This window comes from Nonomuraea sp. NPDC052129 (genome assembly GCF_040680095.1).
Taxonomy (GTDB): domain Bacteria; phylum Actinomycetota; class Actinomycetes; order Streptosporangiales; family Streptosporangiaceae; genus Nonomuraea.
The window spans coordinates 50,238-71,422 of the sequence record NZ_JBFAVX010000038.1; the positions used below are offsets into that span (position 1 = coordinate 50,238).

The window sequence follows — 21,185 nt, forward strand, 5'->3', positions numbered from 1 at the left end:
GACAAGCGTCTGAGACGACTGTACCTTTCAGGGCATGACGAACATCCTGATCTCCGGCGCGAGCATCGCCGGCACCGCGACGGCTTACTGGCTGCGGCAGCACGGCTTCACCCCCACCGTGGTGGAGCGGGCGCCCTCGATCCGCGAGGGCGGCTACAAGGTCGACATCCGCGGCGTGGCGCTCGACGTGGTCGAGCGGATGGGCCTGCTCGACGCGGTCCGCGCCAGGAGCACCGACATGCGGATCGCGACGCACTACGACGGCAAGGGCCGGCGGATCGCGGAGATGGACGCCGACCTGTTCGGCGGGCGCGAGGGCGCCGACACCGAGATCATGCGCGGCGACCTCAACGAACTCCTCTACGACCTGACCCGCGACGACGTGGAGTACATCTTCGACGACTCCATCACCGGCATCGCCGAGGACGGGATGGTGACGTTCGAGCGGTCGGCGCCGCGGCGGTTCGACCTGGTCGTCGGGGCTGACGGGATGCACTCCAACACGCGTGGACTGGTCTTCGGCGCGGAGTCGGCGTTCGTGCGCGATCTCGGCTACTACATCTCGATCTGTACGGTCCCCAACCGCCTGGGCCTCGACCGCGAGGAGGCGGTCCACGCCGCCCCCGGCCGGACCGCGAACGTCTACAGCACGAAGCAGGACAGCGACGCCAAGGCGCTGTTCATGTGGTCGTCGCAGCCGCTCGCCTACGACCGCCGCGACCCGGAGCAGCAGAAGGAGTTGCTGGCCCAGGCCATGGCCGGGGTCGAGTGGGAGGTGCCGGCGCTGCTGGAGGCCGTGCGCGGATCGACGGACTTCTACTTCGACTCCGTCAGCCAGATCCACATGGACCGCTGGTCCAAGGGCCGGGTCGTGCTGGTCGGCGACGCCGCCTACTGCGCCTCGCCGGCGTCGGGCCAGGGCACCAGCCTCGCCCTGGTAGGGGCGTATGTGCTGGCCGGCGAGCTGGCCTCCGGCGGCGGCGTCGACGGCTACGAGCGGGAGATGCGCGCCTTCGTGGACGTCAACCAGCAGCTGGGCCCGGCCAACGTCAAGGGCATGGTGCTGCCCTCACGCGCGGTCATCTGGTTCCAGACCAGGATGCTCAGGCTGCTCCCCCACCTGCCCGGCCGCGACCGGATGATCGACCGCGTCACCGGGCCGATGGCCCGCGCCGCGACGGCCATCGCGCTGAAGACCTATGTGGAATAAAGCGTTCCGTTCTGATAGAATAAGGAATCGAACGTTCCGTTCCGCATAAATGCCAGAAGGAGCCTTTCATGACGATCCTCGTCACCGGTGCCACCGGAACCGTCGGCCGCCTCATCGTCGACGAGCTCGCCCGGAACGGGCACCAGGTGCGTGCCCTGACCCGCAACCCGGCCAAGGCCGACCTGCCCGAGGGCGTGGAGGTCGTCGCCGGGGACCTGGCCGAGCCGGGCAGCCTCACGACCGCCTTCGAGGGCGTCGAGGCCGTTCACCTCATCAACTTCGCCGGCGACGACTACGCGCCGCTGAAGACCGGCGAGCAGATCGTGGAACTGGCCGTCAAGTCGGGCGTGCGCAAGGTCACCGTCCTGGGCGGGCGCGCCGACGGCCCGCTGGAGCAGGCCCTGGCCGCCAGTGAGCTGGAGTGGACGCTGCTGACACCGGTCGAGTTCATGTCCAACACGCTGCAGTGGTGGGCCCAGACGATCAAGGCCGAGGGCGCTATCAGGGAGCCGTTCGGCAGCCGGCTCAGCGCCATGGTGCATGAGCGTGACATCGCCGCGGTGGCGGCCACCGTGCTGACGAGCGATGGCCACGCGGGGAAGACGTACACGCTGACCGGGCCGCAGGCCATCACCACCACGGAGAAGGTGCGCATCCTCAGCGAAGCCGTCGGCCAGGAGATCCGGTTCGTCGAACTCTCCGAGGCCGAGGCCCGCGCGAAGTGGCGCGCCGACGGCATGGGCGCGGAGACGATCGAGTTCCTCATCGGCGCGCTCGGCAATACCCCTGAGATCGGCTACACGGTGGTCCCGACCGTCGAGCAGGTCACCGGCCGGGCACCGCGTTCCTTCGCCGAGTGGGCCGCCGAACACGCCGCCGCGTTCAAGCGCTGAGCTCCGCGTAATGGCAGGCCGCCCGCGCGGCCGGCGTGGCGGGCAGGATGTCGAGCTGCTGCGACCTGCACTTGGCGTCCACGCCCGCCTCGGCCGCCTTGCCGGAGGCGAGCACCTGGCAGCGGGCGTGGAAGCGGCAGCCACCCGGGATCCGCGTCGGGTCCGGCGGCTCGCCGGTCAGCACGATCCGCTCGGGCGACTCCGGCAGCACCGACATCAGGGCCTGGGTGTACGGATGGCGCGGAGCGGTCAGCACCTGCTCGACCGGGCCCGCCTCGACGATCCGGCCGAGGTACATGACCGCGACCCGGTCGGCGATGTTCCAGGCCAGCCCGAGGTCATGGGTGACGACCAGCGCGGACAGGCCCAGGTCCGCGCGGAGCCGGAGCAGCAGCGCGAGGATCTCGCCCCGCACCGAGGCGTCCAGCGAGGCCACCGGCTCGTCGGCGACCAGCACCTTCGGGTTGAGGGCCAGCGCGCCGGCGATGACCACGCGCTGCCGCTGCCCGCCCGACAGCTCATGCGGGTAGCGCAGGAAGAACCGCTCAGGAGGCCGCAGCCCGGCCCTGGACAGCGCCTCGGCCACGATCTCCCGCTCGCCGGACAGGCCGTGGATACGCGGTCCTTCGGCGACCGCCTCGTAGACGGTGTGCCGCGGGTTCAGCGAGCCCATCGGGTCCTGCAGGACCAGCTGCACGGCCTTCCGGTACGCCTTGAGCGCCTTGGAGTGGTAGTCCAGCTCCTTACCGTCATAGGCGACCGTCCCCGAAGTGGGCCGTTCCAGGCCCATCAGCGTGCGCGCCAGCGTGGTCTTGCCGCAGCCGGACTCACCGACGAGGGCCACGATCTCGCCGGCGCCGATCGCCAGGTTCACCCCGTCGACCGCGCGGGCCCGCCGCCCGCGCGACGGGAACTCCACGTGCAGGTCACGGGCCTCCAGCAGGGTGGTGCGCCCCGTGGCGACGGTCTCCGAGGACGTCTCCGTCTCGGTCATGAGGCCTCCTCCTTCGCCCGTACGTGCACGCAGGCAGCGGTACGGCTGTCGCCCGCGGGCCAGAGCCCGACATCGAGGGTCGCGCACTCCTCCAGCGCCACCGAGCAGCGCGGATGGAAGACGCAGCCGGTGGGCAGGTCCATCGGGTCCGGCGGATCGCCGCCGAGGCCCTTGGGCGCCAGTCGCGACACCGGGTCGCCGACCGTGGGGAACGCCGCCGCCAAAGCCCGCGTGTAAGGATGCTTGGCCTCGTGGAACACCTCGCGCGACGGGCCGTGCTCCACGACGCGGCCCGCGTACATGACCGCGAGCTGCCCGCAGACGTCGGCGAGCACCGACAGGTCGTGCGAGATCATGATCAGCGAGATGTTCCGCTCGGCGATCAGCTCTTTGATCAGCGTCAGCACCTGGGCCTGGACCATCACGTCGAGCGCGGTCGTCGGCTCGTCGGCGATGATCAGCCGGGGCGAGCAGGCCAGGGCCATCGCGATCATCACGCGCTGCCGCTGGCCGCCGGACAGCTCGTGCGGGTAGCTGCGGGCCCGCCAGGCGGGCAGGCCGACCTGTTCGAGCAGCTCGGCCACCCGTTTGCCGGCCTGGTCGGGCTTGGCCAGGTTGTGCACCAGCAGCGGCTCGGCGATCTGGTCGCCGATCTTGCGGACCGGGTTGAGACCGTGCTGGGCGCCCTGGAAGACGATCGACGCCTCGGCCCAGCGGACCGCGCGCATGCGGCCCCATTTCATGGCCAGGATGTCCTCGCCGTCGAGCAGGATCCGGCCGCCGACGCGGGCGTCGCGGGGCAGGAGCCGCAGCAGCGCCATGGCCAGTGTCGACTTGCCGGATCCCGACTCACCGGCTACCCCGAGCGCCGCGCCCGACTCCAGTTTCAGCGACACTCCCCGTACGGCGGGCACCTCGCCGGAGGCGATCCGGTAGGTCACCGAGAGGTCGTCGAGTTCGAGGAGAGTCATGCGCCCGCCTTCCTGAGTCGCGGGTTGAGCACGGCTTCCAGCGCGCGTCCCACCAGCGTGAACGCCATGACGACGGCCAGGATGCAGAGGCCGGGAATGAGGATGTACCACCACGCGCCCTGGGTGGCGGCGCCGAAGTCGTAGGACGCGCGCAGCATCGTGCCCCAGGAGGTCTTGTTCGAGCTGACGCCGAGGAAGGCCAGCGTGGATTCGGTGACGATCGCGCTGGCGACCTCCAGCGTGGTGCTGGCCAGCAGCAGCGGCGCCACGTTCGGCAGCACGTGCCGCGTGGTGATGTGCCAGTGCCCACCGCCGAGCGCCTTGGACCGCTCGATGTACGGCCTGGCCTCGACGGACAGCGTCTGAGACCTGATCAGCCGGGCGGTGGACGGCCAGGTGGTGATGCCGATGGCCACGATGATCGTGGCCGTGCTGCCGCCCAGGATGGCCGCCAGCACCAGCGCCGTGATCAGCGAGGGCAGCACCAGGAACCAGTCGGTGACCCGCATGAGCACGGCCCCGATCCAGCCGCGGAAGTGCCCGGCGGCGATGCCGATGACCATGCCGATCACGATGCTCAGCAGGGCGGCGAGGAAGCCGATGAGCAGCGAGGTACGCGAGCCCCACCAGACCATCAGCAGGACGGACCGGCCGGACTCGTCGGTGCCGAAGGGCTCCGCGAGGCTGGGCGGCGCCCACTTGGCCGCCGTGCCGGACACCACGCTGGTCACGCCGTCATCGATGAACAGCGGCGCGACCAGCGCCAAAACGACCGCGGTGACGAGCACCACCAGCCCGGCCATCCCGGCCCGCTCCTGACGGAAACTGCGCCAGAAGCGGCCGAGCGCCAGACGCCTGCGGGACGTGGCCACAGCGGTCATGCCGACCTCACCCTCGGGTCGATGATGTGATAGACCACGTCGGCCAGCGTGTTCATGAGGATCACGGCCACCGTGATCAGCATGAACGTGCCCTGCATGAGTGTGAAGTCAGGCACCCTGACCGCCTCGTAGAACAGCTGCCCGAGCCCCGGCCAGCTGTAGATCGTCTCGACGGTGACCGCGCCGCCGACCACGAAGCCGATGCGCATGAACACCAGCGTCACCGTGGGCAGCAGCGCGTTGGGGACCGCGTGGCGGCGGCGCACCTGGTCGTCGCGCAGGCCCTTGGCGCGGGCCACGTTCACGTAGTCCTGGCTGACCTCCTCCAGCAGCGACGAGCGCATGACCAGCAGGTATTGGGCATAGACCACGGCCACGAGGGTCAGGCACGGCAGCACCATGTGCATGCCGACGTCGAGCACGTAGGCGAAACCGTCGGGCGCGTCCACGCTCTCGATGCCCCGGGTCGGGAAGATGCCGGGAATCGGGCCGATCCCGACGCCGAACACCATGAGCAGGAGCAGCCCCAGCCAGAACGTCGGCATGGACCACAACACCAGCGAGACGCCCGTGGAGATCTGGTCGAAGCGGCTGCCGCGCTGCCAGCCGGCCCGCTGGCCCTGCCAGATCCCGAGGCCGACCGCGATGACCAGGCCCCCACCCGCGAGCAGCAGCGTCGCGGGGAAGCGCTCGCCGATGAGGCTGAGGACCGGCCGGTTGTACTCGTAGGAGGTGCCCAGGTCGAGGTGGAGCGTCTTGCCGACGAAGTCGAAGAACTGGTCGATCAGCGACTTGTCCAGGCCGAGCCGGTGCCGTTCCAGGGCGAGCTGCGTCGGGGTCATGTTGCGGCCCTGCGCGAGGTTGCGTACGGGGTCGCCGGGCAGCAGCCGGAACACGAAGAACGTGCCGACGATCACCATCGCGATGCTGAACAACGCCCCGCCGACCTTCGACAGCGCGTACTTCAGCGTGCCGCGGTAGGCGGGGCGGTCATCACCGGAGCCCGCCGCCTGGACGGCGGGCTCCGCTGCTTCGAGCGGTGTGGTCATTCGCGCTCGTCGGCGACGCTCTTGCGACGCCGGGTCAAGAGGAAGGCCACGAGTCCGATGACCACCACGCCGCCGACCACACCGGCGATGAGGCCGGTGTTGGAGCCGCCGTCGCTGCCGGCCGCACTGGTGCCGCCGGTGGCCTTGACGTCCATGGCGTAGAACGGGTAGCCGCTGCTGCCGCCGTAGATCAGGCCCTTGTCCTCGGGGACCGGGGTGATGCTGGTGATGCGGTCCTTGCGGTAACCCTCAAGGTCGTTCGGGTAGTAGATCGCGATCACCGGAGCGTCGGTGTAGAGGCGCTCCTGCATCTTCTTGATGATCTCGACGCGCTTGGCCCGGTCAAGCTCCTTGAGCTGCTCCTGGTAGAGCTTCTCGAAGGTCGGGTCGCAGTAGAACGATTCGGTGCCGCCGCCCTCGCCCGACGGGGTGGGCCGCCGGCTGCACAGGTGCGTGGCCAGGACCTCCTCGGGGTCGGGGTTGACCGACCAGCCGCTGATCGCGATGTCGTAGAGCCCCGTGACGCCCGTCTGCTCGCTGTACTTGCTGGAGTCGAGCTTCACTGTGGTCAGCGTGACGCCGATCTCCTTGAAGAAGCCCGTCAGGTATTCGGCGAGCTTGTCCTCGATCGGGGTGTCGGTGTGGATGCTGAAGCGGAACTCCAGCTTCCTCTTGCCGTCGGGCATCGTACGGACGCCGTCGGCGCCCTTCTTGTAACCGGCGTCGTCGAGGATCTTGTTGGCCTTGGCGACGTCGTAGGTGACCTTCTGGTCGCCCGTGGCCTCCCAGAAGAACTCCTTGTACAGCGGCGGGATGATCGAACCGTCGGCGGGCTTGGCCAGGCCGCTCTGCACCTCGTCGACCAGCTTCTGCTTGTCGATCGCGTAGTGCAGCGCGGTGCGCACCTTCGGGTCCTTCAGCGCGGGGTGACCGTCGCCGACAGGCTTGTTGTCCGTGGTGGTGGCGCCGGGGTTGACCTCCAGGTACGCCGCGCGGCGGCCCTGGGTGTTCCACTGCTCGATGTTGGGGTCACCCTTGATCGACTCGAAGTCCGGCGGCGTCATGCGGCCGATCAGGTCGATGTCACCCTTCTTCAGACCGGCGATGGCGGCCTGCGGGTTGTCATAGAAGATGAACTGCAGTTCGTCGACCTTGGGCTTGCCCCGCCAGTAGTCGGGGTTGGCCTTGAGCTTGACGAACTGGTCCTTCTTGTGCTCGACCGCGATGTACGGCCCGCTGCCCACGGCCGGGTAGACGTCGGCCTCGTACTTGGCCATGTCGGTGACCTTCTCCCAGACATGCTTGGGCATGATCGGGATCGGGTTCTCCAGCATGGACGCCTGCGGCGCCTTGGTCTTGATGGTCAGTTCCTGGCCGTTGGCGGTGACGCTCTCGAAGTTCTCGACGGCCGGACCGTTGGCGGTCTTGGCCGCGTCATCCGTCATGACCTTGTTGAACGTCCAGGCCGCGTCCTCGGCGGTGACCGGCTGACCGTCGGACCACTTGGTGCTGCGGATCTTGAAGACCCACGTGAGCCCGTCGGGCGAGGTCGTCCACGACTCGGCCAGGTCCGGGCTGGGCTTCAGCGTCTTGGGGTCGGGCGTGGTCAGGAAGCTGTACATCTCGCGCTGGATCGCCGACGAGACCAGCCTGACCGCCAGGAAGGGGTTCATCGAGTCCATCGACTGCGTGGCGCCGATGCGGACGATCTTCTTCCCCGCTGCCGGTTCCGCGGCTTGGGCCGCCTGGCCCTGACCTGCGACTAATACCGCTACGCCCAGCAGAGCCAGGCGTGCGAACCATTTCCTCATTGTGCCTCACCTTCAGGCGGGGGTGTCCTGTGTAGAGAAAGGCACACCATACGAACACTGCGTGTCAACGAGTGCCGGAAAATTGTTTCATCTTCGTTTCCTTGAGCGGTGTAAATTTTCAGACCGACTCGAGAACTGACCCGTCACTCAGTCTCAGGCGACGATCGACGTGCACGGCGTCGAGCATCCGCCGATCGTGGGTGACGAGCAGCAGCGTGCCTGGATAGCTCGACAGGGCCGACTCCAACTGCTCGATCGCAGGGAGATCGAGATGGTTCGTCGGCTCGTCCAGCACGAGTAGATTAACGCCTCTAGCCTGCAGCAACGCCAGTGCCGCGCGGGTGCGCTCGCCGGGCGACAGCGTGTCGGCGGGCCGCAGCACGTGCGCGGCCCGCAGCCCGAACTTCGCCAGTAGCGTCCGCACCTCGGCGGGCGGCAGCTCCGGTGTCTGCGCGGCGAACGCGTCGAGCAGCGGCTCCCCGCCCTCGAACAGCCCTCTGACCTGATCCACCTCGCCGACCACCACACCGGGCCCGAGTGTGGCGTGCCCCTCGTCGAGCGGGGTACGGCCGAGCAGCGCGGCCAGCAGCGTCGTCTTGCCCGAGCCGTTGGACCCGGTGATCGCCACCCGCTCGGCCCAGCCGATCTCCAGGTCGACCGGGCCGAGCGTGAACGCGCCCCGCCTGACCACCGCGCCGCGCAGCGTGGCCACCACCGCGCCGGAACGCGGCGCGGCGGCGATCTCCATCCGCAGCTCCCACTCCTTGCGCGGCTCCTCGACCACCTCGAGGCGTTCGATGAGCTTCTCCGACTGGCGGGCCTTGGCGGCCTGCTTCTCGGTCGTCTCGATGCGCGTGTTGCGGCCGATCTTGTCGTTGTCGGTCGCCTTGCGCCGGGCGTTCTTGACGCCCTTCTCCATCCAGGCCCGCTGCGTCCTGGCGCGGGACTCCAGCTGGGCGCGGGTGTCGGCGTACTCCTCGTACCGCTCGCGGGCGTGCCTCCTGGCCACCTCGCGCTCGTCCAGATAGGCCTGGTAGCCGCCGCCGTACAGGCGGATCTGCTGCTGGGCCAGGTCCAGCTCCAGCACCTTGGTGACGGTCCTGGCCAGGAACTCCCGGTCGTGGCTGACCACCACCGTGCCGGCCCGCAAGCCCTGGACGAAGCCCTCCAGCCGGTCGAGCCCGTCGAGGTCGAGGTCGTTGGTCGGCTCGTCGAGCAGGAACAGGTCGTAGCGGCTGAGCAGCAGCGAGGCCAGCCCCGCGCGGGCCGCCTGGCCGCCCGACAGCGAGGTCATGGGCTGGTCCATGCCCACCGGCAGCCCGATCTCCGCCGCCCGCTCCTCCAGGTCGGCGCCGCCGAGCGCGAGCCAGCGCTCCAGCGCGACGCTGTAGGCGTCGTCGGCGCCCGGCCGTGCCTCGACCAGGCCCTGGGTGGCGTCGTCGAGCTCCCGCTGCGCCTGCTCCACGCCGGTGCGCCTGGCCAGGAACCGCCCGACCGTCTCACCGGGGCGACGCTCCGGCTCCTGCGGCAGGTGGCCGACCGTGGCCGTGGCCGGGCTGAGGCGTATGGAGCCCTGCTCGGGCCGATCGATCCCGGCCAGCAGGCGCAGCAGCGTGGACTTCCCGGCGCCGTTGGCCCCGACGAGCCCGATGACGTCGCCGGGGGCCACCACCAGATCCAGGTTCGAGAACAGGATCCGCTCGCCGTGCCCCGCCGCAAGGTCCTTGACCACCATCGTCGCGCTCATGTAGGCCGATGCTACTAACGTGAGCCAAATGTCTCGCTGGCTCGTGCTCGCCGCCGCTGTCGTCACCGTTGTGGCCGGGCTGGGGGTGCGGCTGCTGTGGGACGGACCGTTCGCCAAGTACGCGGGCGACGCGCTCTACACGGTCCTGATCTACCTGCTCGTCGTGCTCGTCCTGCCGCGCGTCCGGCCGTTGTGGGTCGCGCTGGGGGCGACCGCGCTGAGCTGGGCGATCGAGTTCGCCCAGCTCTGGGAGATCCCGCCACTGCTCCAGCCGCTGCTGGGCAGCACGTTCAACCCGCCCGACCTGTTCTGGTACGCCGTGGGCGCCGCGGTGGCCTGTGCGGCGCATATCGGCTTTGCTGCGTATATAGCGCCGAGGTCCACATTTAGGTAAAGAACGGTCCTTACCAGCTCGAAACTCCGCTGTAACGCCTTGCCTGTGACATGGAAATGGTCTAGAGATAGACCAAATCCTAGAGAGTCCTCCGCCGCGCATCCCCCCAAGGAGACCTCAATGACCACAGAAGAGGATTCCAGGCGCCTCGCCGAGCTCGGTTACAAGCAGGAGCTGTCAAGGACCTGGAGCGGTTTCTCCAATTTCGCCATCTCCTTCTCCATCATCTCGATCCTCGCCGGCTGCTTCACCACCTTCGGCCAGGCTTGGAACAACGGCGGTCCCATCGCCATCTCCTGGGGCTGGCCGCTGATCTCCGTCTTCATCCTGATCATCGGTCTCTGCATGTCGGAGCTGGTCTCGGCGTACCCGACGGCGGGCGGCATCTACTGGTGGGCCGCCACCATGGGCAAGCCGATCCATGGCTGGTTCACCGGCTGGCTCAACCTGATCGGCCTCATCGCGGTCACCGCGTCGGTGGACTACGGCTGCGCGACCTTCCTGAACATCACCATCAACCGGCTCACCGGCGGCGGCTGGGACGCCTCACTCGGGAACGCCTTCCTGCTGTTCGTGATCATTCTGGTGCTCCACGCGCTGATCAACATCTACAGCCACCGGCTCATCTCCATGCTGCAGAACATCTCGGTCTGGTGGCACGTGGCGGGTGCCGCGATCGTGGTGGCGATCCTGATCTTCGCGCCGAGCCACCACCAGACGGTCGGCTTCGTCTTCACCGACACCATCAACAACTCCGGCTTCGGCGACGGCGACGGCGGCATACCGTTCTGGTTCTACGTGCTGCCGCTGGGCTTCCTGCTCACCCAGTACACGATCACCGGCTTCGACGCCTGCGCGCACGTGTCGGAGGAGACGCAGGGCGCCTCCACGGCGGCCGCCCGCGGACTCTGGCAGTCGATCTTCTACTCGGCGATCGGCGGCTGGATCCTGCTGCTGGCCTTCCTGTTCGCCGCGACGAACGTGGACGAGATCAACAAGCAGGGCGGCTTCGTGGGCGCCATTTTCGAGACCGCGCTCTCCTCGCCGCTGGCCACCGCGGTCTTCGCGATCTCCACGATCGGCCAGTTCTTCTGCGGGATGAGTTGCGTGACCTCGATGTCGCGGATGACCTACGCGTTCTCGCGAGACGGCGCCGTGCCGGGCTGGCGGCTGTGGTCGAAGGTCGACCGCAACCGGACGCCGGTCAACGCGATCCTCGCGGGCTGCGTGGTGGCCGCGCTGATCACGCTGCCCGCGCTCTGGGCGCCGGCGGGCTCGACCACTCCGGTGGCCTTCCTCGCCGTCGTGTCGATCGCGGTCATCGGGCTGTACCTGGCGTTCCTCATCCCGATCTGGCTGCGGCTGCGCATGGGCGACGACTTCCGGCCCGGCCCGTGGACCCTTGGCCGGAAATATCGGGCCATGTGCTGGATCGCCTGCGTTGAGATCGTGATCATCTCGATCTACTTCATCATGCCGATCAAGCCCTCGGCGATCCCCGGCAACGAGAACTTCACCTGGACGGACGTGAACTACGCGCCGGTCCTGGTCGGGGTCGTGCTGCTCGGCATCGCCCTGTGGTGGAAGCTGTCGGCCAAACACTGGTTCACCGGGCCCCGCCGGACCATCGACGAACTGCCCATGCCTTAAGACGCTTCGAAGGCGGTGGCCACGGCCGCGCGGACGGTGTCCATGGACGTGGCCTCCAGCTCTCTCTTGAGCGAGGTCATGTCCACGTCGGGCATGCCGCAGGCGACGGCCCAGTGCCACGGCTCCAGGTCGCCGTCGACGTTGAGCGCGAAGCCGTGGCTGGTGACGCCACGGCTCTGCCGCATCCCGATGGACACGACCTTGCGCCCCGTCTCCGACGTCCAGACGCCGGTCAGCAGCTCGGAGCCGGGCGGGGTGTCGCGGCGCTCCGCGGGCAGCCCCAGCGCGCCCAGGGCCTCGACCAGCCGGAGCTCCACTTCCCGTACGTAGTCGACGATGCCCTCCTCCTCGCCCAGCTTGACGATGAGGTAGCCGACCAGCTGGCCGGGACCGTGGTAGGTGAGCTGGCCCCCGCGGCCGGTCTCGACCACGGGGATGCCGCGCGACGGGTCCGGCAGGTGGGTCACCGGCGTGCGGCGCCCGACCGTGTAGACCGACGGGTGGCTCAGCAGCCAGAGCGTGTCCGGCCGCTCGTCTCGTTGGCGCTCACCGACGAGGTCGGTCATGCGCTCCATCGCCTTGTCGTAATCGACGAGCTCATCCTGGACGAGTGTCAGCGGCCTAGCCCTCATGCGTTCCAGGATAGGTCGCCTTAGTAGCGCTTCGGCTCCTCGGGGACGAGGATCCACATGGCCACGTAGACCACCCAGAGCGGTCCGGGGATGAGCGACAGCAGCAGCCAGAGGATCCGGACGAGGGTGGGGGGCAGGCCCATCTTGTCGGCGAGACCGCCGCAGACGCCGGCCAGGATTCTGTGCTCTCGTGAGCGGTACATCGTTTCCTCCGTGTGGTTGCACCTACCTGGAAAACGGATGTCCAGGCTGGAGATATCCCACTAGGCACCCTGAGAAAACCCTGAGAGGGTCAGCCACTCGTGCGCCTGGGCGAGGTGTTGGCTGGTCAGACCCTTTCTCGGATCAACATGAATGAGCAGGAAATCATCGAGACCCTGAGTGCCCCTGAGGTATTCCTCGTCCTCCAGCCATACCTGGTCGTCGAACCATACGAACGGCCTGCGGCCGACATAAGCGGCTACGTGCGGGGTTTTAAACATTTCCCCGTACAACCCCCCCTGGTCCGGTCCCATGGGGATGACGGGCAGCTCGGGCAGGCCGAGGCGGGGCCCGATCCACTCGTTGGCGTGCTGCTCCCAGGTCGTCGCCCAGACCAGCTCGGCCCCGGTCACCAGGGCCAGCTCCAGCAGCCTGGTGCCGTGTCTGGCGTTGAGCTGCACGGTGTAGACCTGGTCGCCGACCGTGCAGTGGTAGCGGCGGAAGTCGGGCGTGGGCCGGCTGAACGGGTTGAGCACCCCGTCGACGTCGATCAGCAGCAGCGGTCTCATCGGACCGCCCGGTGCCCCTGCGGGCTGCGGTCTCATCGGACCGTCCGGTGTTCCTGCGGGCTGACGCCGCGTACCCGCTTGAAGGCCGCGCTGAGCGCGAACGGGCTGCCGTAGCCGACCTGCCTGGCCACCGAGCCGACCGTCGCGTCGGGCTCGCGCAGCAGATCGGCGGCCAGCGCCAGCCGCCAGCCGGTCAGGAACGCCATGGGCGGCTCGCCGACCAGCTCGGTGAAGCGCCTGGCCAGCGAGGCCCGCGAGACGCCCACCTGCGCGGCCAGCGCGGCGACCGTCCACGGGTGGGCCGGGTTGTTGTGCAGCATCCGCATGGCCCGGCCCACCACCGGATCGCTCTGCGCCCGATACCAGGCCGGCGCCTCGTGGGTGGCGAACCACGACCGCAGCACGGAGATGAGCAGCAGGTCGAGCAGCCGGTCGAGGACCGCCTCCTGCCCCGGCTGGTCCTTGACGATCTCGGCGCCCAGCAGCGGGACGAGCGGGTCACCCCGCTGGACCAGCAGCGTCGGCAGCGCCTCCAGCAGCCGCCTGCTCACCTCCCCCTCCATGAGGTAAGCGCAGGTGATCATCACGGTTTCGCCGTCCACGGCGTTGCCCCAGGTGCGTACGCCCAGGTCCATGGCCTGGGCGAGCGACTCCCCGTCGACCGTGGTGCAGTGCTGGCCGGGGTGGATGACGATCTGCGGCGGCGTGGCGGGGCTGTCGGCCACCGTGTACGGCTTGGGCCCGCGAATGATCGCCACCTCCCCGGGGCACAGCCGGACGACGTCTCCCTCATCGGGCACCACCCACGCCTCGCCGCGCACCATCACCACCAGCGTGAGCGGGGCCTCGTCCTGGATACGCAGCGACCAGGGCGGATCGAGCAGGCAGCGGAGCATGAAGGCGCCCCTTGCCCGCGGACCGTCGAGCAGGGCGGCTAGCTGGTCCATGGCCTAGACGATCGCATATGGGATTGCGCTTCTCAACCATGGAGAGTCTCAGACTTCGACGGCTTACTTGAGCCATGACAACTTTGGTGCTGGGCGGCACCGGCAAGACCGGCCGCCGCGTGGCGAACAGGCTCACCGTTCTCGACCACCCGTGGCGGATCGGCTCCCGCTCCGCGCGACCGCCCTTCGACTGGACCGACCGGTCCACGTGGGCGCCCGCGCTGGACGGCGTCGACTCCATGTACGTGACCTACTATCCCGACCTCGCCTTCCCCGGCGCCCTGGCGGACATCCAGGCCCTCACCTCGCTCGCCGTGGCCGGCGGCGTCGGCCGGCTGGTCCTGCTCTCCGGCCGGGGCGAGCCGATGGCCGAGGCGGCCGAACAGGTCGTCCAGTCGTCCGGGGCCGACTGGACGATCGTGCGGTGCAGCTGGTTCATGCAGAACTTCTGTGAGGGCTACCTGCTGGATCCCGTGCTCGAAGGGGTCATCGCGCTGCCGATCGCGGACGTGCCCGAGCCGTTCGTGGACGTGGACGACATCGCGGACGTCGTGGTGGCGGCGCTGACCCAGGAGGGCCACGGCGGCAAGCTGTACGAGCTGACCGGGCCGAGGCTGCTCACGTTCACGGATGTGGCCGCCGAGCTGTCCAAGGCGACGGGCCGGGACATCGTCTACGTGCCGGTGACGGCTGAGGAGTTCGCGGCCGGGGCCCGCGAGCAGGGCGTGCCCGAGAACGAGATCGAGGGGCTGAACGGGCTGTTCGCCGAGGTCCTGGACGGCCGCAACGCGCACCTCGCCGACGGCGTCCACCAGGCGCTCGGCCGGCCCGCTCGGGACTTCTCCGACTACGCCACCGCGAACAAGGCAATCTGGACCGTGCGTTGACGCCCCGCCTGGACCGCGCGCCACGCGCCACCTGGACCGTGCGCTCAGCGCACCACTTTGGCCGGATCCCAGCCGGGGTCGGGCACCGAGGCCAGCAGCAGGCGCGTGTAGGGGTGCTCGGGCTCGGCCAGCACCCGCTCGACCGGGCCCCGCTCCACGACCACCCCCCGATGCAGCACCAGCGTCTCCTCGCACAGGTGCCGGACCACGGCCAGGTCGTGGCTGACGAACAGCAGGGCCACGCCCGCGTCGCGACGTACCTGGGCCAGCAGCTCCAGGATCTGGGCCTGGATGGAGACGTCGAGCGCGGCCACGGCCTCGTCGAGCACCAGCACCGACGGCTCGACCGCGAGCGCCCTGGCGATGGCGAGGCGCTGCCGCTGGCCGCCGCTCAGCTGGTGCGGGCGCGCGCCGGCCTCGCGGCTGCCCAGGCCCACCTGGTCGAGCAGTTCGGCGGCGCGGGCGGGCGGCTTGCCGTGCAGGCGGAGCGAGGTGTGCAGGCATTCGGTCGCGGTCAGCCGGGGGTCCAGCGAGAGATAGGGGTCCTGGAAGACCATCTGGATCTCACGGGCCCGGCGCAGCCTGGCCGCCTTGCCGCGCTCCTTCGGGCCGCGGGCGCGGCCGGCCACGGTGATCGTGCCGGAGTCGGGGGTGACCAGGCCGACCAGCATGCGGGCGATCGTGGTCTTGCCGGAGCCGGACTCGCCGACCAGCCCGAGCGAGCCGCCCGGCGCCAGCTCGAAGGAGACCTCGTCGGCGGCCACGGTGCCTTGGAAGGACTTGCTGAGCTTCTGTACGGCCAGCATCTGGTCTCGTACGGGCGGCACCGAGCCGTGAGCGGCGAGCATCATGCCTCCACGAGGCGGCAGGCGGCCGAGCCGCCCGCGACGGTCAGGGGCCGCGGCTGCCAGGCGTCGCAGTCGCCGGTGGCGTGCGGGCAGCGCGGCGCGAACGGGCAGCCGGTGAACACGTCGTCGAGAGACGGCGGCCGGCCGGGGATGGGGCGGATCGGGCGCGGGTCGCCGAGCTCGGGCGTGCAGGCGAGCAGCCCGGCCGTGTACGGGTGCCGCGGGTCCGCGAACAGCTCCTTGGCCGGCCGCGACTCCACCACCGCACCGGCGTACAGCACGTGCACCCGGTCACAGTAGGCGGCGGCCAGGTGCAGGTCGTGCGTGATGAACAGCATGCCGAGCTCGCGTTCGGCCTGGATCCGGCGCAGCAGCGCAAGGGTCTCGGCCTGGGTGGTGACGTCGAGCGCGCTGGTCGCCTCGTCGGCCAGGAGCAGGGCCGGGTCGGCGGCCAGCGCGGCGGCGATGACCACGCGCTGGAGCATGCCGCCGGACAGCTCGTGCGGATACTGCCGCACGCACCGCTCGGGGTCGCGCAGGCCGACGGCGGCCAGCAGCTCCAGCGCCCGCGTACGGGCCTCCGCCTTGGATCGGCCCAGGGTGAGCACCATGCGTTCGGTGAGGAAGTCACCGATCCGGCGTACCGGGTTGAGCGACGAGCGCGGGTCCTGGTAGATCATCGACACCTGGGCGGCCCGCAGGTCCCTGAGCGCCGCGGGGCTCATCGAGAGCACGTCGTCGCCGGAGACCAGCACCCGGCCCGACACCCGCGCCCCTTGCGGCAGGAGGCGCAGCACCGCGCGGGCGATCGTGGACTTGCCCGAGCCGGACTCGCCGACCAGGCCGACGACCTCGCCCTTGCCGACGCTCAGCGACACCTCGCGCAGGATCGGCCGCCGGCCGCCCGCCTCGATCGTGAGGTCCTCCACGGAGAGCAGCATCAGATTCCCCTCACGCCCATGCGGTCGGCGAGCCGTACGCCGATCACGTTGAACGACACGACCACCAGGGCGATGGCCGCGCCGGGCACCAGCACGGGCAGGAACGCGCCCTGCACGATCGCCGGCTGCCCCTCCTTGACCATGAGGCCCCAGTCGGACGACGGCGGCTGCGCGCCGAACCCCAGGAAGCTCAGCGTGGCCAGGCTCATCAACCCCTCGCCGAACAGCACCACGAGGTAGCCGACGATCGAGCGCCCCATGTTCGGCACCAGGTGGCGCACGCAGATCGCCAGCCCGCCCATGCCCTGCACCCGATAGGCGTCGATGTACGGCTTGCCGCACTCGGCCAGTGCGACGCTCCTGGTGTACTTGGCGATCGTCGGCGCGTAGGCCAGGCCCAGCGCGATGACCGCCGTGGTCATGCCGTTGCCGAAGACGGCCACGATCAGCACCACGAACAGCAGCCCGGGGAAGGCGTACATCACGTCGGTCACCCTGGACACCACCGCGTCGACCCAGCCCCGGTGCCAGGCGGCCAGCGTGCCCAGGGCGACGCCGAGGGCCGAGGCGATGGCCAGCAGCAGCAACGGGCCGACCAGCGAGGTACGGGCGCCGTACAGGATGCGGGTGAGCAGGTCGCGGCCCGACTGGTCAGCGCCGAGGAGGTGCTCGGGCGAGACCGGCGCGAGCGAGGCGCCGAAGTCGACCGCGTCCGGCTCGAACGGCGTGATCAGCGGCGCGCACACCGCGCCGACCACGACCAGGGCGAGGAAGGCGGCGGCGAGCAGATAGCCGAGCGGCCGGGCCGGTCGCGGCGACAGCGTGGCAATAGCGGTCATGCCCGCCTCCTTGCTCGGGGGTCGATCAGCGGCTGGACCAGCTCCACCAGCGTGGTCACCACGATGTAGGCGGTGACCATGAGCAGCAGCACCGCCTGCGTCACGGGGAAGTCGTGCGTGTTGATCGCGTTGACCAGCAGCGAGCCGATGCCGCTGAGGCCGAACGCGGTCTCCACGGTCACCGTCCCGGCCAGCATCCCGGCGGTCACCAGCCCGCACATGGTCACGATCGGGCCCAGCGCGCCGCGGAAGACGTGCCTGACCACGATCAGCCGCTCCGACAGCCCGGAGGCGCGGGCGACGGTCACGTGGTCGAGCTCGCGCTGCTCGACCATGGCCTGCCTGGTGACCCGGCTGATGATCGCGAGCGCGCCGAGCGCCAGCGTCACGGCCGGCAGGGTCAGGTGCCAGAGCGAGCCGCCGCCCATGACGGGGAACCAGCCGAGCCGGACGCCGAACAGCGAGATCAGCACGGTGGCCACCACGAACGGCGGCACGGAGGTGGCGAACGTCGTGCCCGCCACCACCGCCGCGTCGGTCCGCCCGCCGCGTACCGCCGCCAGCACGCCCAGCGCGATGCCGAACACCACGAACAGCACGGCCGCGTAGGCGACCAGCCCGAGCGTGCTCGGCAACCGCGCCGCCAGCAGGTCGCCCACCTGGTCGTTGTACTGGGTGGACCGGCCCAGGTCGCCGGTCACGGCGTCGCCGAGCCAGCGCCCGAACTGGACGAGGAACGGGTCGTCCAGGTGGTACTGCGCGCGGACGGCCGCCAGGTATTCGGGCGTCAGGTTCTCCTTGCCGCCCGCCAGGAACGTCACCGGGTCGCCGGGCGCCGCGTACGACGCCCCGAAGATGACGAACGAGGTGACCAGCAGCGTCGCGAGCACCCCCGTCAGCTTGCGGACCATGCTCAGCCCTTGGCCCCGAGGTCGGCGGCCCACGGGTAGCCCATGTAGACCTGGGAGGCGGGCGGCCCGGTCACCTTGCCGCCGAGCACCACCGCGGACGGCACCTCGACGAGCGAGATCCACACCATGTCGGCGGTGAACCGCTGCTGCAGGTCGATGACGTCCTTGGCGCGCTGGGCGTCGTCGGTGCTCGCCAGCGCCTTGGCGACGAGCGCGTCGTATTCGGGCGAGCTGAAGCCGACCCAGTTGTTGGCCGAGCCCGTCAGGCCGTTGTCGTAGAAGCCGATCGGGTCGGACTTGGTGATGTACCAGTCGTCGGGCACCAGGTCGACCTGGGCGCGCAGCGACTTGTCGGTGTAGAAGCTGCCGAACTCCGACGGCGGTACCGTCTTGATCTGCGCGGTGAGCCCGATCTTCTTGGCCGCGTCGACGACCGCGTTGGCGATCACCGTACGGGTCTCGTCGCCGTTGGTGGCCACCACGATCGGCTCCTTGGGCGTACCGGCCTCCTGGACGAGCTTCTTGGCGTCGTCGAGCGACGGCGTCTCGGGCGCGCCGGACAGCTGGTCATAGGCCGTCTGGAAGGCCTGCTTCTCGTACGACCAGGCGCCCGCGCCCACCGGCACCTTCCACGGCCTGGCCAGCCCGGCGAACCCGGACTTGGCGATGCCCGCCCGGTCGACCGCCAGCGACAGCGCCCGGCGGATCTTCGGATCCTTCAGCACGCCGCGGTCGGTGGGCAGCAGCACGAACACCCGCGTGGTGGGCCCGTAGGCGACGTTGACCGCCTGGTTGCCCTGCAGCGCGACCGCCGGGCCGGTGCTGGAGAGGTACGCGCCGTCGGCCGCGCCCGTCGTCAGGCTGTTGACCAGCGCGGTGTCGCCGGCCCATTTGAAGGTCACCGTCTTGGTGAGCGGCTTGACGTCCTTGTTCCAGTACGCGTCATACCGCTCGATGGACAGCTCGGTGCCCGACTTCCAGCCCTTCACCTGGTACGGCCCGCTGCAGGCGTCCTCGTGGCCCGGCGTGCCGTACTCCTTGCCGAGCTTGTCCACGACCTTCTGGTTCAGCACGATGCCCGCGCCACCCGCCATGGCCTGGACGAACAGCGCGTTCGGCTTCTTGAACGCGATCGTGACCTGGCCCTCTCCGGACTTGCTGATCGACTCGACGTCCTCGAACTCGTCGGACTCGTCCATGCCCTCGCCCGAATGCCGCTTCAGGCTCCACACGACGTCGTCGGCGGTGACCGGCGAGCCGTCGTGGAAGGTGGCGTCCTTGCGCAGGGTCATGACCATGGTCTTGGGGTTGGGCTGGTCGATCTTCTCGGCCAGCCACGGCTTGACCGTCATGTCGGGCTGCGTCTGCATGAGCCGCTCGCAGACGTTGGCCAGGACCGTGCGGTTGTCGGTGTTGCCGTCGATGTCCATGTCCAGCGTGCCCGGCTCCTCGTCGAGCAGCCAGGTGGCCGAGTCGAGCGCGCCGGTCGCCTTGGTCGTCTGGTTCACCAGCGTGAGCTTGGCCGGGTCGGGTGCCTTGGTGGTGGCGGCCGGGCCACCGCACGCGGCGGTGAGACCGATCAGCCCGGCCACAGCGAGTGTCTTCTTCACAACGTCTCTTCTCCGTGCGGTCCGTCGTAGAGGTTCCAGGGCACGCGCTCGTACTCGTGGTCGCAGGGCGTGCCGGCGGCGATCAAGTAGTCGCCCGTGGTGAGGTCGACGCAGCTCGACAGCAGGGTGGCCCACTGCTTGACAGGGGGCTGGCTCTCGTCCGGGTGGGTGCAGAGCGACTCGGGGTAGCCGAGGTGGTCGGACATGGCGTGCCGGATCAGCTTGCGCGCCTCGTCACTGCCGGAAGCGTGGCGTACGGCGCGCAGCCCGCCCTCCGCGCGTGGCACCCGGAACAGCGAGTCGGCCGAGCCGGGGCGGTAGGTGGCGGCCAGCTGGGGCGGCATGAACGCCTGGTAGTGGTTGCCGTGCACGAGCAGTCCGTCGGTGGGATACATCCAGCCGACGGCGCCGGGCGTGGTCTCCAGGTCGATCGCGAAGCCGGCGCGGTGGGTGACCAGCGCGTTGCTGGCGATGTGGGCCCGCGACCTGGTCAGCGCCTCCAGCGCCGAGTTGAGGTCGGCGCTGTCGAGGACCCGGCGCCTGATCAGCGTCTGCGGCACGCCGATCGCGTCATCGAAGCGCCCGCCGAGCCCGTTGGCGTTGAGCGCGATGCCTGCCGAGTTGGCCCCCTGCCGCCCGACCTGGCCCGCCTCGACGTGCATGATCACGGTGGGCTTGCCCGGCTGGACCACCCTGAGCACCATGACCGTGTCGGCCACGCCGGCGCGCCAGTCCCAGTTCTGGCCCGCGTAGACGTGGCCGTCGCCGGACGCCTGCTCCAGCAGGGCGAAGGAGGTGCACCCGTCCGGCTCCATGGAGTTGAACGTGGTGTCGTAGATGATCTCCCCGCGCGCGTTCAGCGCGACGATGTCGAGGAACTCGACACCGGCGCCCTCCGCGATGCCCTCCATCTCCTCCACCAGGTCGGGGGCGAACGCCTTGCTCGGCTCCACCCAGCGCGCCGCCCGCTGCGTCACCTGTGGCCAGGCCAGGCCGCTGGAGTGGGCGAACGCCTCGGCGTAGTAGGCCAGCGCCCGGTGGATCCGTTCGCGGGCCTGCTCGCCGTACTGGCGCCCGCGTTCTCGCGGACTCCCGGCGATCTCGACGACGGGCAGGGAAGTGAGGCTCAATGGTGCTCCTTGGACCGGCCGATGCCTGTAACGTTCATTTCAGTGAGGCAACGAGTCCGTAGCGGTCGTT

At 69.7% G+C, this 21,185-nt stretch carries 21 protein-coding genes; 5 read left to right on the plus strand and 16 right to left on the minus strand.

What is annotated here, in order from left to right; translation table 11 throughout:
- Positions 1 to 34 precede the first annotated feature (34 nt).
- Together AB0L53_RS49300 and AB0L53_RS49305 are read left to right on the plus strand one after the other, a co-directional pair.
- Positions 35 to 1,210, plus strand: coding sequence for an FAD-dependent monooxygenase (locus AB0L53_RS49300; protein ID WP_364010741.1), 1,176 nt, complete (start codon positions 35 to 37; stop codon positions 1,208 to 1,210).
- Between the two features lie 68 nt (positions 1,211 to 1,278).
- Positions 1,279 to 2,103, plus strand: coding sequence for an NAD(P)H-binding protein (locus tag AB0L53_RS49305; RefSeq protein WP_364010744.1), 825 nt, complete (start codon positions 1,279 to 1,281; stop codon positions 2,101 to 2,103).
- Here the strand turns inward: AB0L53_RS49305 and AB0L53_RS49310 are convergent.
- From AB0L53_RS49310 to AB0L53_RS49335, 6 genes are all read right to left on the minus strand, one after another.
- On the minus strand, positions 2,093 to 3,097 hold the full coding sequence (locus tag AB0L53_RS49310; RefSeq protein ID WP_364010747.1) for an ABC transporter ATP-binding protein: 1,005 nt from the start codon (positions 3,095 to 3,097) through the stop codon (positions 2,093 to 2,095). The genes AB0L53_RS49305 and AB0L53_RS49310 overlap by 11 nt on opposite strands.
- Positions 3,094 to 4,068, minus strand: coding sequence for an ABC transporter ATP-binding protein (locus AB0L53_RS49315; protein WP_364010750.1), 975 nt, complete (start codon positions 4,066 to 4,068; stop codon positions 3,094 to 3,096). The genes AB0L53_RS49310 and AB0L53_RS49315 overlap by 4 nt, the downstream gene beginning before the upstream one ends.
- Complete coding sequence (locus AB0L53_RS49320) at positions 4,065 to 4,949, minus strand: ABC transporter permease (protein ID WP_364010753.1); 885 nt, start codon at positions 4,947 to 4,949, stop codon at positions 4,065 to 4,067. Before AB0L53_RS49320 ends, AB0L53_RS49315 begins: the two co-directional genes overlap by 4 nt.
- Positions 4,946 to 5,998, minus strand: coding sequence for an ABC transporter permease (locus AB0L53_RS49325; RefSeq protein WP_364010759.1), 1,053 nt, complete (start codon positions 5,996 to 5,998; stop codon positions 4,946 to 4,948). Before AB0L53_RS49325 ends, AB0L53_RS49320 begins: the two co-directional genes overlap by 4 nt.
- Positions 5,995 to 7,809 (minus strand): ABC transporter substrate-binding protein, encoded by a 1,815-nt coding sequence (locus AB0L53_RS49330; RefSeq protein ID WP_364010762.1) that lies wholly within the window; start codon positions 7,807 to 7,809, stop codon positions 5,995 to 5,997. Before AB0L53_RS49330 ends, AB0L53_RS49325 begins: the two co-directional genes overlap by 4 nt.
- Before the next feature lie 118 nt (positions 7,810 to 7,927).
- Entirely contained in the window at positions 7,928 to 9,556 is a 1,629-nt protein-coding gene (locus AB0L53_RS49335) for an ABC-F family ATP-binding cassette domain-containing protein (protein WP_358432273.1), read from the minus strand.
- Between the two features lie 28 nt (positions 9,557 to 9,584).
- Here AB0L53_RS49335 and AB0L53_RS49340 point away from each other — a divergent pair, with 28 nt between their 5' ends.
- Both AB0L53_RS49340 and AB0L53_RS49345 read left to right on the plus strand, forming a co-directional pair.
- On the plus strand, positions 9,585 to 9,950 hold the full coding sequence (locus tag AB0L53_RS49340; protein WP_364010766.1) for a DUF2809 domain-containing protein: 366 nt from the start codon (positions 9,585 to 9,587) through the stop codon (positions 9,948 to 9,950).
- A gap of 120 nt (positions 9,951 to 10,070) precedes the next feature.
- Complete coding sequence (locus AB0L53_RS49345; protein ID WP_364010769.1) at positions 10,071 to 11,600, plus strand: amino acid permease; 1,530 nt, start codon at positions 10,071 to 10,073, stop codon at positions 11,598 to 11,600.
- On the opposite strand, the gene lipB is transcribed toward AB0L53_RS49345, so the two are convergent.
- Genes lipB through AB0L53_RS49365 form a run of 4 tightly spaced genes read right to left on the minus strand, consistent with a single transcriptional unit; the run spans position 11,597 to position 13,949 of the window.
- Positions 11,597 to 12,232, minus strand: a complete 636-nt coding sequence (gene lipB, locus AB0L53_RS49350) for a lipoyl(octanoyl) transferase LipB (protein ID WP_364010772.1) — start codon at positions 12,230 to 12,232, stop codon at positions 11,597 to 11,599. The genes AB0L53_RS49345 and lipB overlap by 4 nt on opposite strands.
- A gap of 20 nt (positions 12,233 to 12,252) precedes the next feature.
- Positions 12,253 to 12,435 carry a PspC domain-containing protein gene (locus AB0L53_RS49355; RefSeq protein ID WP_219529398.1) on the minus strand — a complete coding sequence of 61 codons (183 nt, stop codon included), beginning with the start codon at positions 12,433 to 12,435 and terminating at the stop codon, positions 12,253 to 12,255.
- 60 nt (positions 12,436 to 12,495) lie between these two features.
- On the minus strand, positions 12,496 to 13,002 hold the full coding sequence (locus AB0L53_RS49360) for an HAD domain-containing protein (protein ID WP_364010775.1): 507 nt from the start codon (positions 13,000 to 13,002) through the stop codon (positions 12,496 to 12,498).
- A gap of 32 nt (positions 13,003 to 13,034) precedes the next feature.
- A complete protein-coding gene (locus tag AB0L53_RS49365) occupies positions 13,035 to 13,949 on the minus strand; it encodes an AraC family transcriptional regulator (protein WP_364010778.1) in 915 nt (304 codons plus the stop codon).
- A gap of 74 nt (positions 13,950 to 14,023) precedes the next feature.
- On the opposite strand from AB0L53_RS49365, the gene AB0L53_RS49370 reads away from it, so the two are divergent.
- Positions 14,024 to 14,836 carry an NmrA family NAD(P)-binding protein gene (locus AB0L53_RS49370; RefSeq protein ID WP_364010781.1) on the plus strand — a complete coding sequence of 271 codons (813 nt, stop codon included), beginning with the start codon at positions 14,024 to 14,026 and terminating at the stop codon, positions 14,834 to 14,836.
- Between the two features lie 44 nt (positions 14,837 to 14,880).
- On the opposite strand, the gene AB0L53_RS49375 is transcribed toward AB0L53_RS49370, so the two are convergent.
- Genes AB0L53_RS49375 through AB0L53_RS49400 form a run of 6 tightly spaced genes read right to left on the minus strand, consistent with a single transcriptional unit; the run spans position 14,881 to position 21,115 of the window.
- On the minus strand, positions 14,881 to 15,687 hold the full coding sequence (locus AB0L53_RS49375) for an ABC transporter ATP-binding protein (protein ID WP_364010784.1): 807 nt from the start codon (positions 15,685 to 15,687) through the stop codon (positions 14,881 to 14,883).
- Positions 15,684 to 16,625, minus strand: a complete 942-nt coding sequence (locus AB0L53_RS49380; protein ID WP_364010787.1) for an ABC transporter ATP-binding protein — start codon at positions 16,623 to 16,625, stop codon at positions 15,684 to 15,686. The genes AB0L53_RS49375 and AB0L53_RS49380 overlap by 4 nt, the downstream gene beginning before the upstream one ends.
- Positions 16,625 to 17,464, minus strand: a complete 840-nt coding sequence (locus tag AB0L53_RS49385; protein ID WP_364010790.1) for an ABC transporter permease — start codon at positions 17,462 to 17,464, stop codon at positions 16,625 to 16,627. Before AB0L53_RS49385 ends, AB0L53_RS49380 begins: the two co-directional genes overlap by 1 nt.
- Positions 17,461 to 18,375 carry an ABC transporter permease gene (locus AB0L53_RS49390; RefSeq protein ID WP_364010793.1) on the minus strand — a complete coding sequence of 305 codons (915 nt, stop codon included), beginning with the start codon at positions 18,373 to 18,375 and terminating at the stop codon, positions 17,461 to 17,463. The genes AB0L53_RS49385 and AB0L53_RS49390 overlap by 4 nt, the downstream gene beginning before the upstream one ends.
- Positions 18,376 to 18,377: 2 nt before the next feature.
- Positions 18,378 to 19,985 carry an ABC transporter substrate-binding protein gene (locus tag AB0L53_RS49395; RefSeq protein ID WP_364010795.1) on the minus strand — a complete coding sequence of 536 codons (1,608 nt, stop codon included), beginning with the start codon at positions 19,983 to 19,985 and terminating at the stop codon, positions 18,378 to 18,380.
- Positions 19,982 to 21,115 carry a C45 family peptidase gene (locus AB0L53_RS49400; RefSeq protein WP_364010798.1) on the minus strand — a complete coding sequence of 378 codons (1,134 nt, stop codon included), beginning with the start codon at positions 21,113 to 21,115 and terminating at the stop codon, positions 19,982 to 19,984. Before AB0L53_RS49400 ends, AB0L53_RS49395 begins: the two co-directional genes overlap by 4 nt.
- Between the last annotated feature and the right edge of the window lie 70 nt (positions 21,116 to 21,185).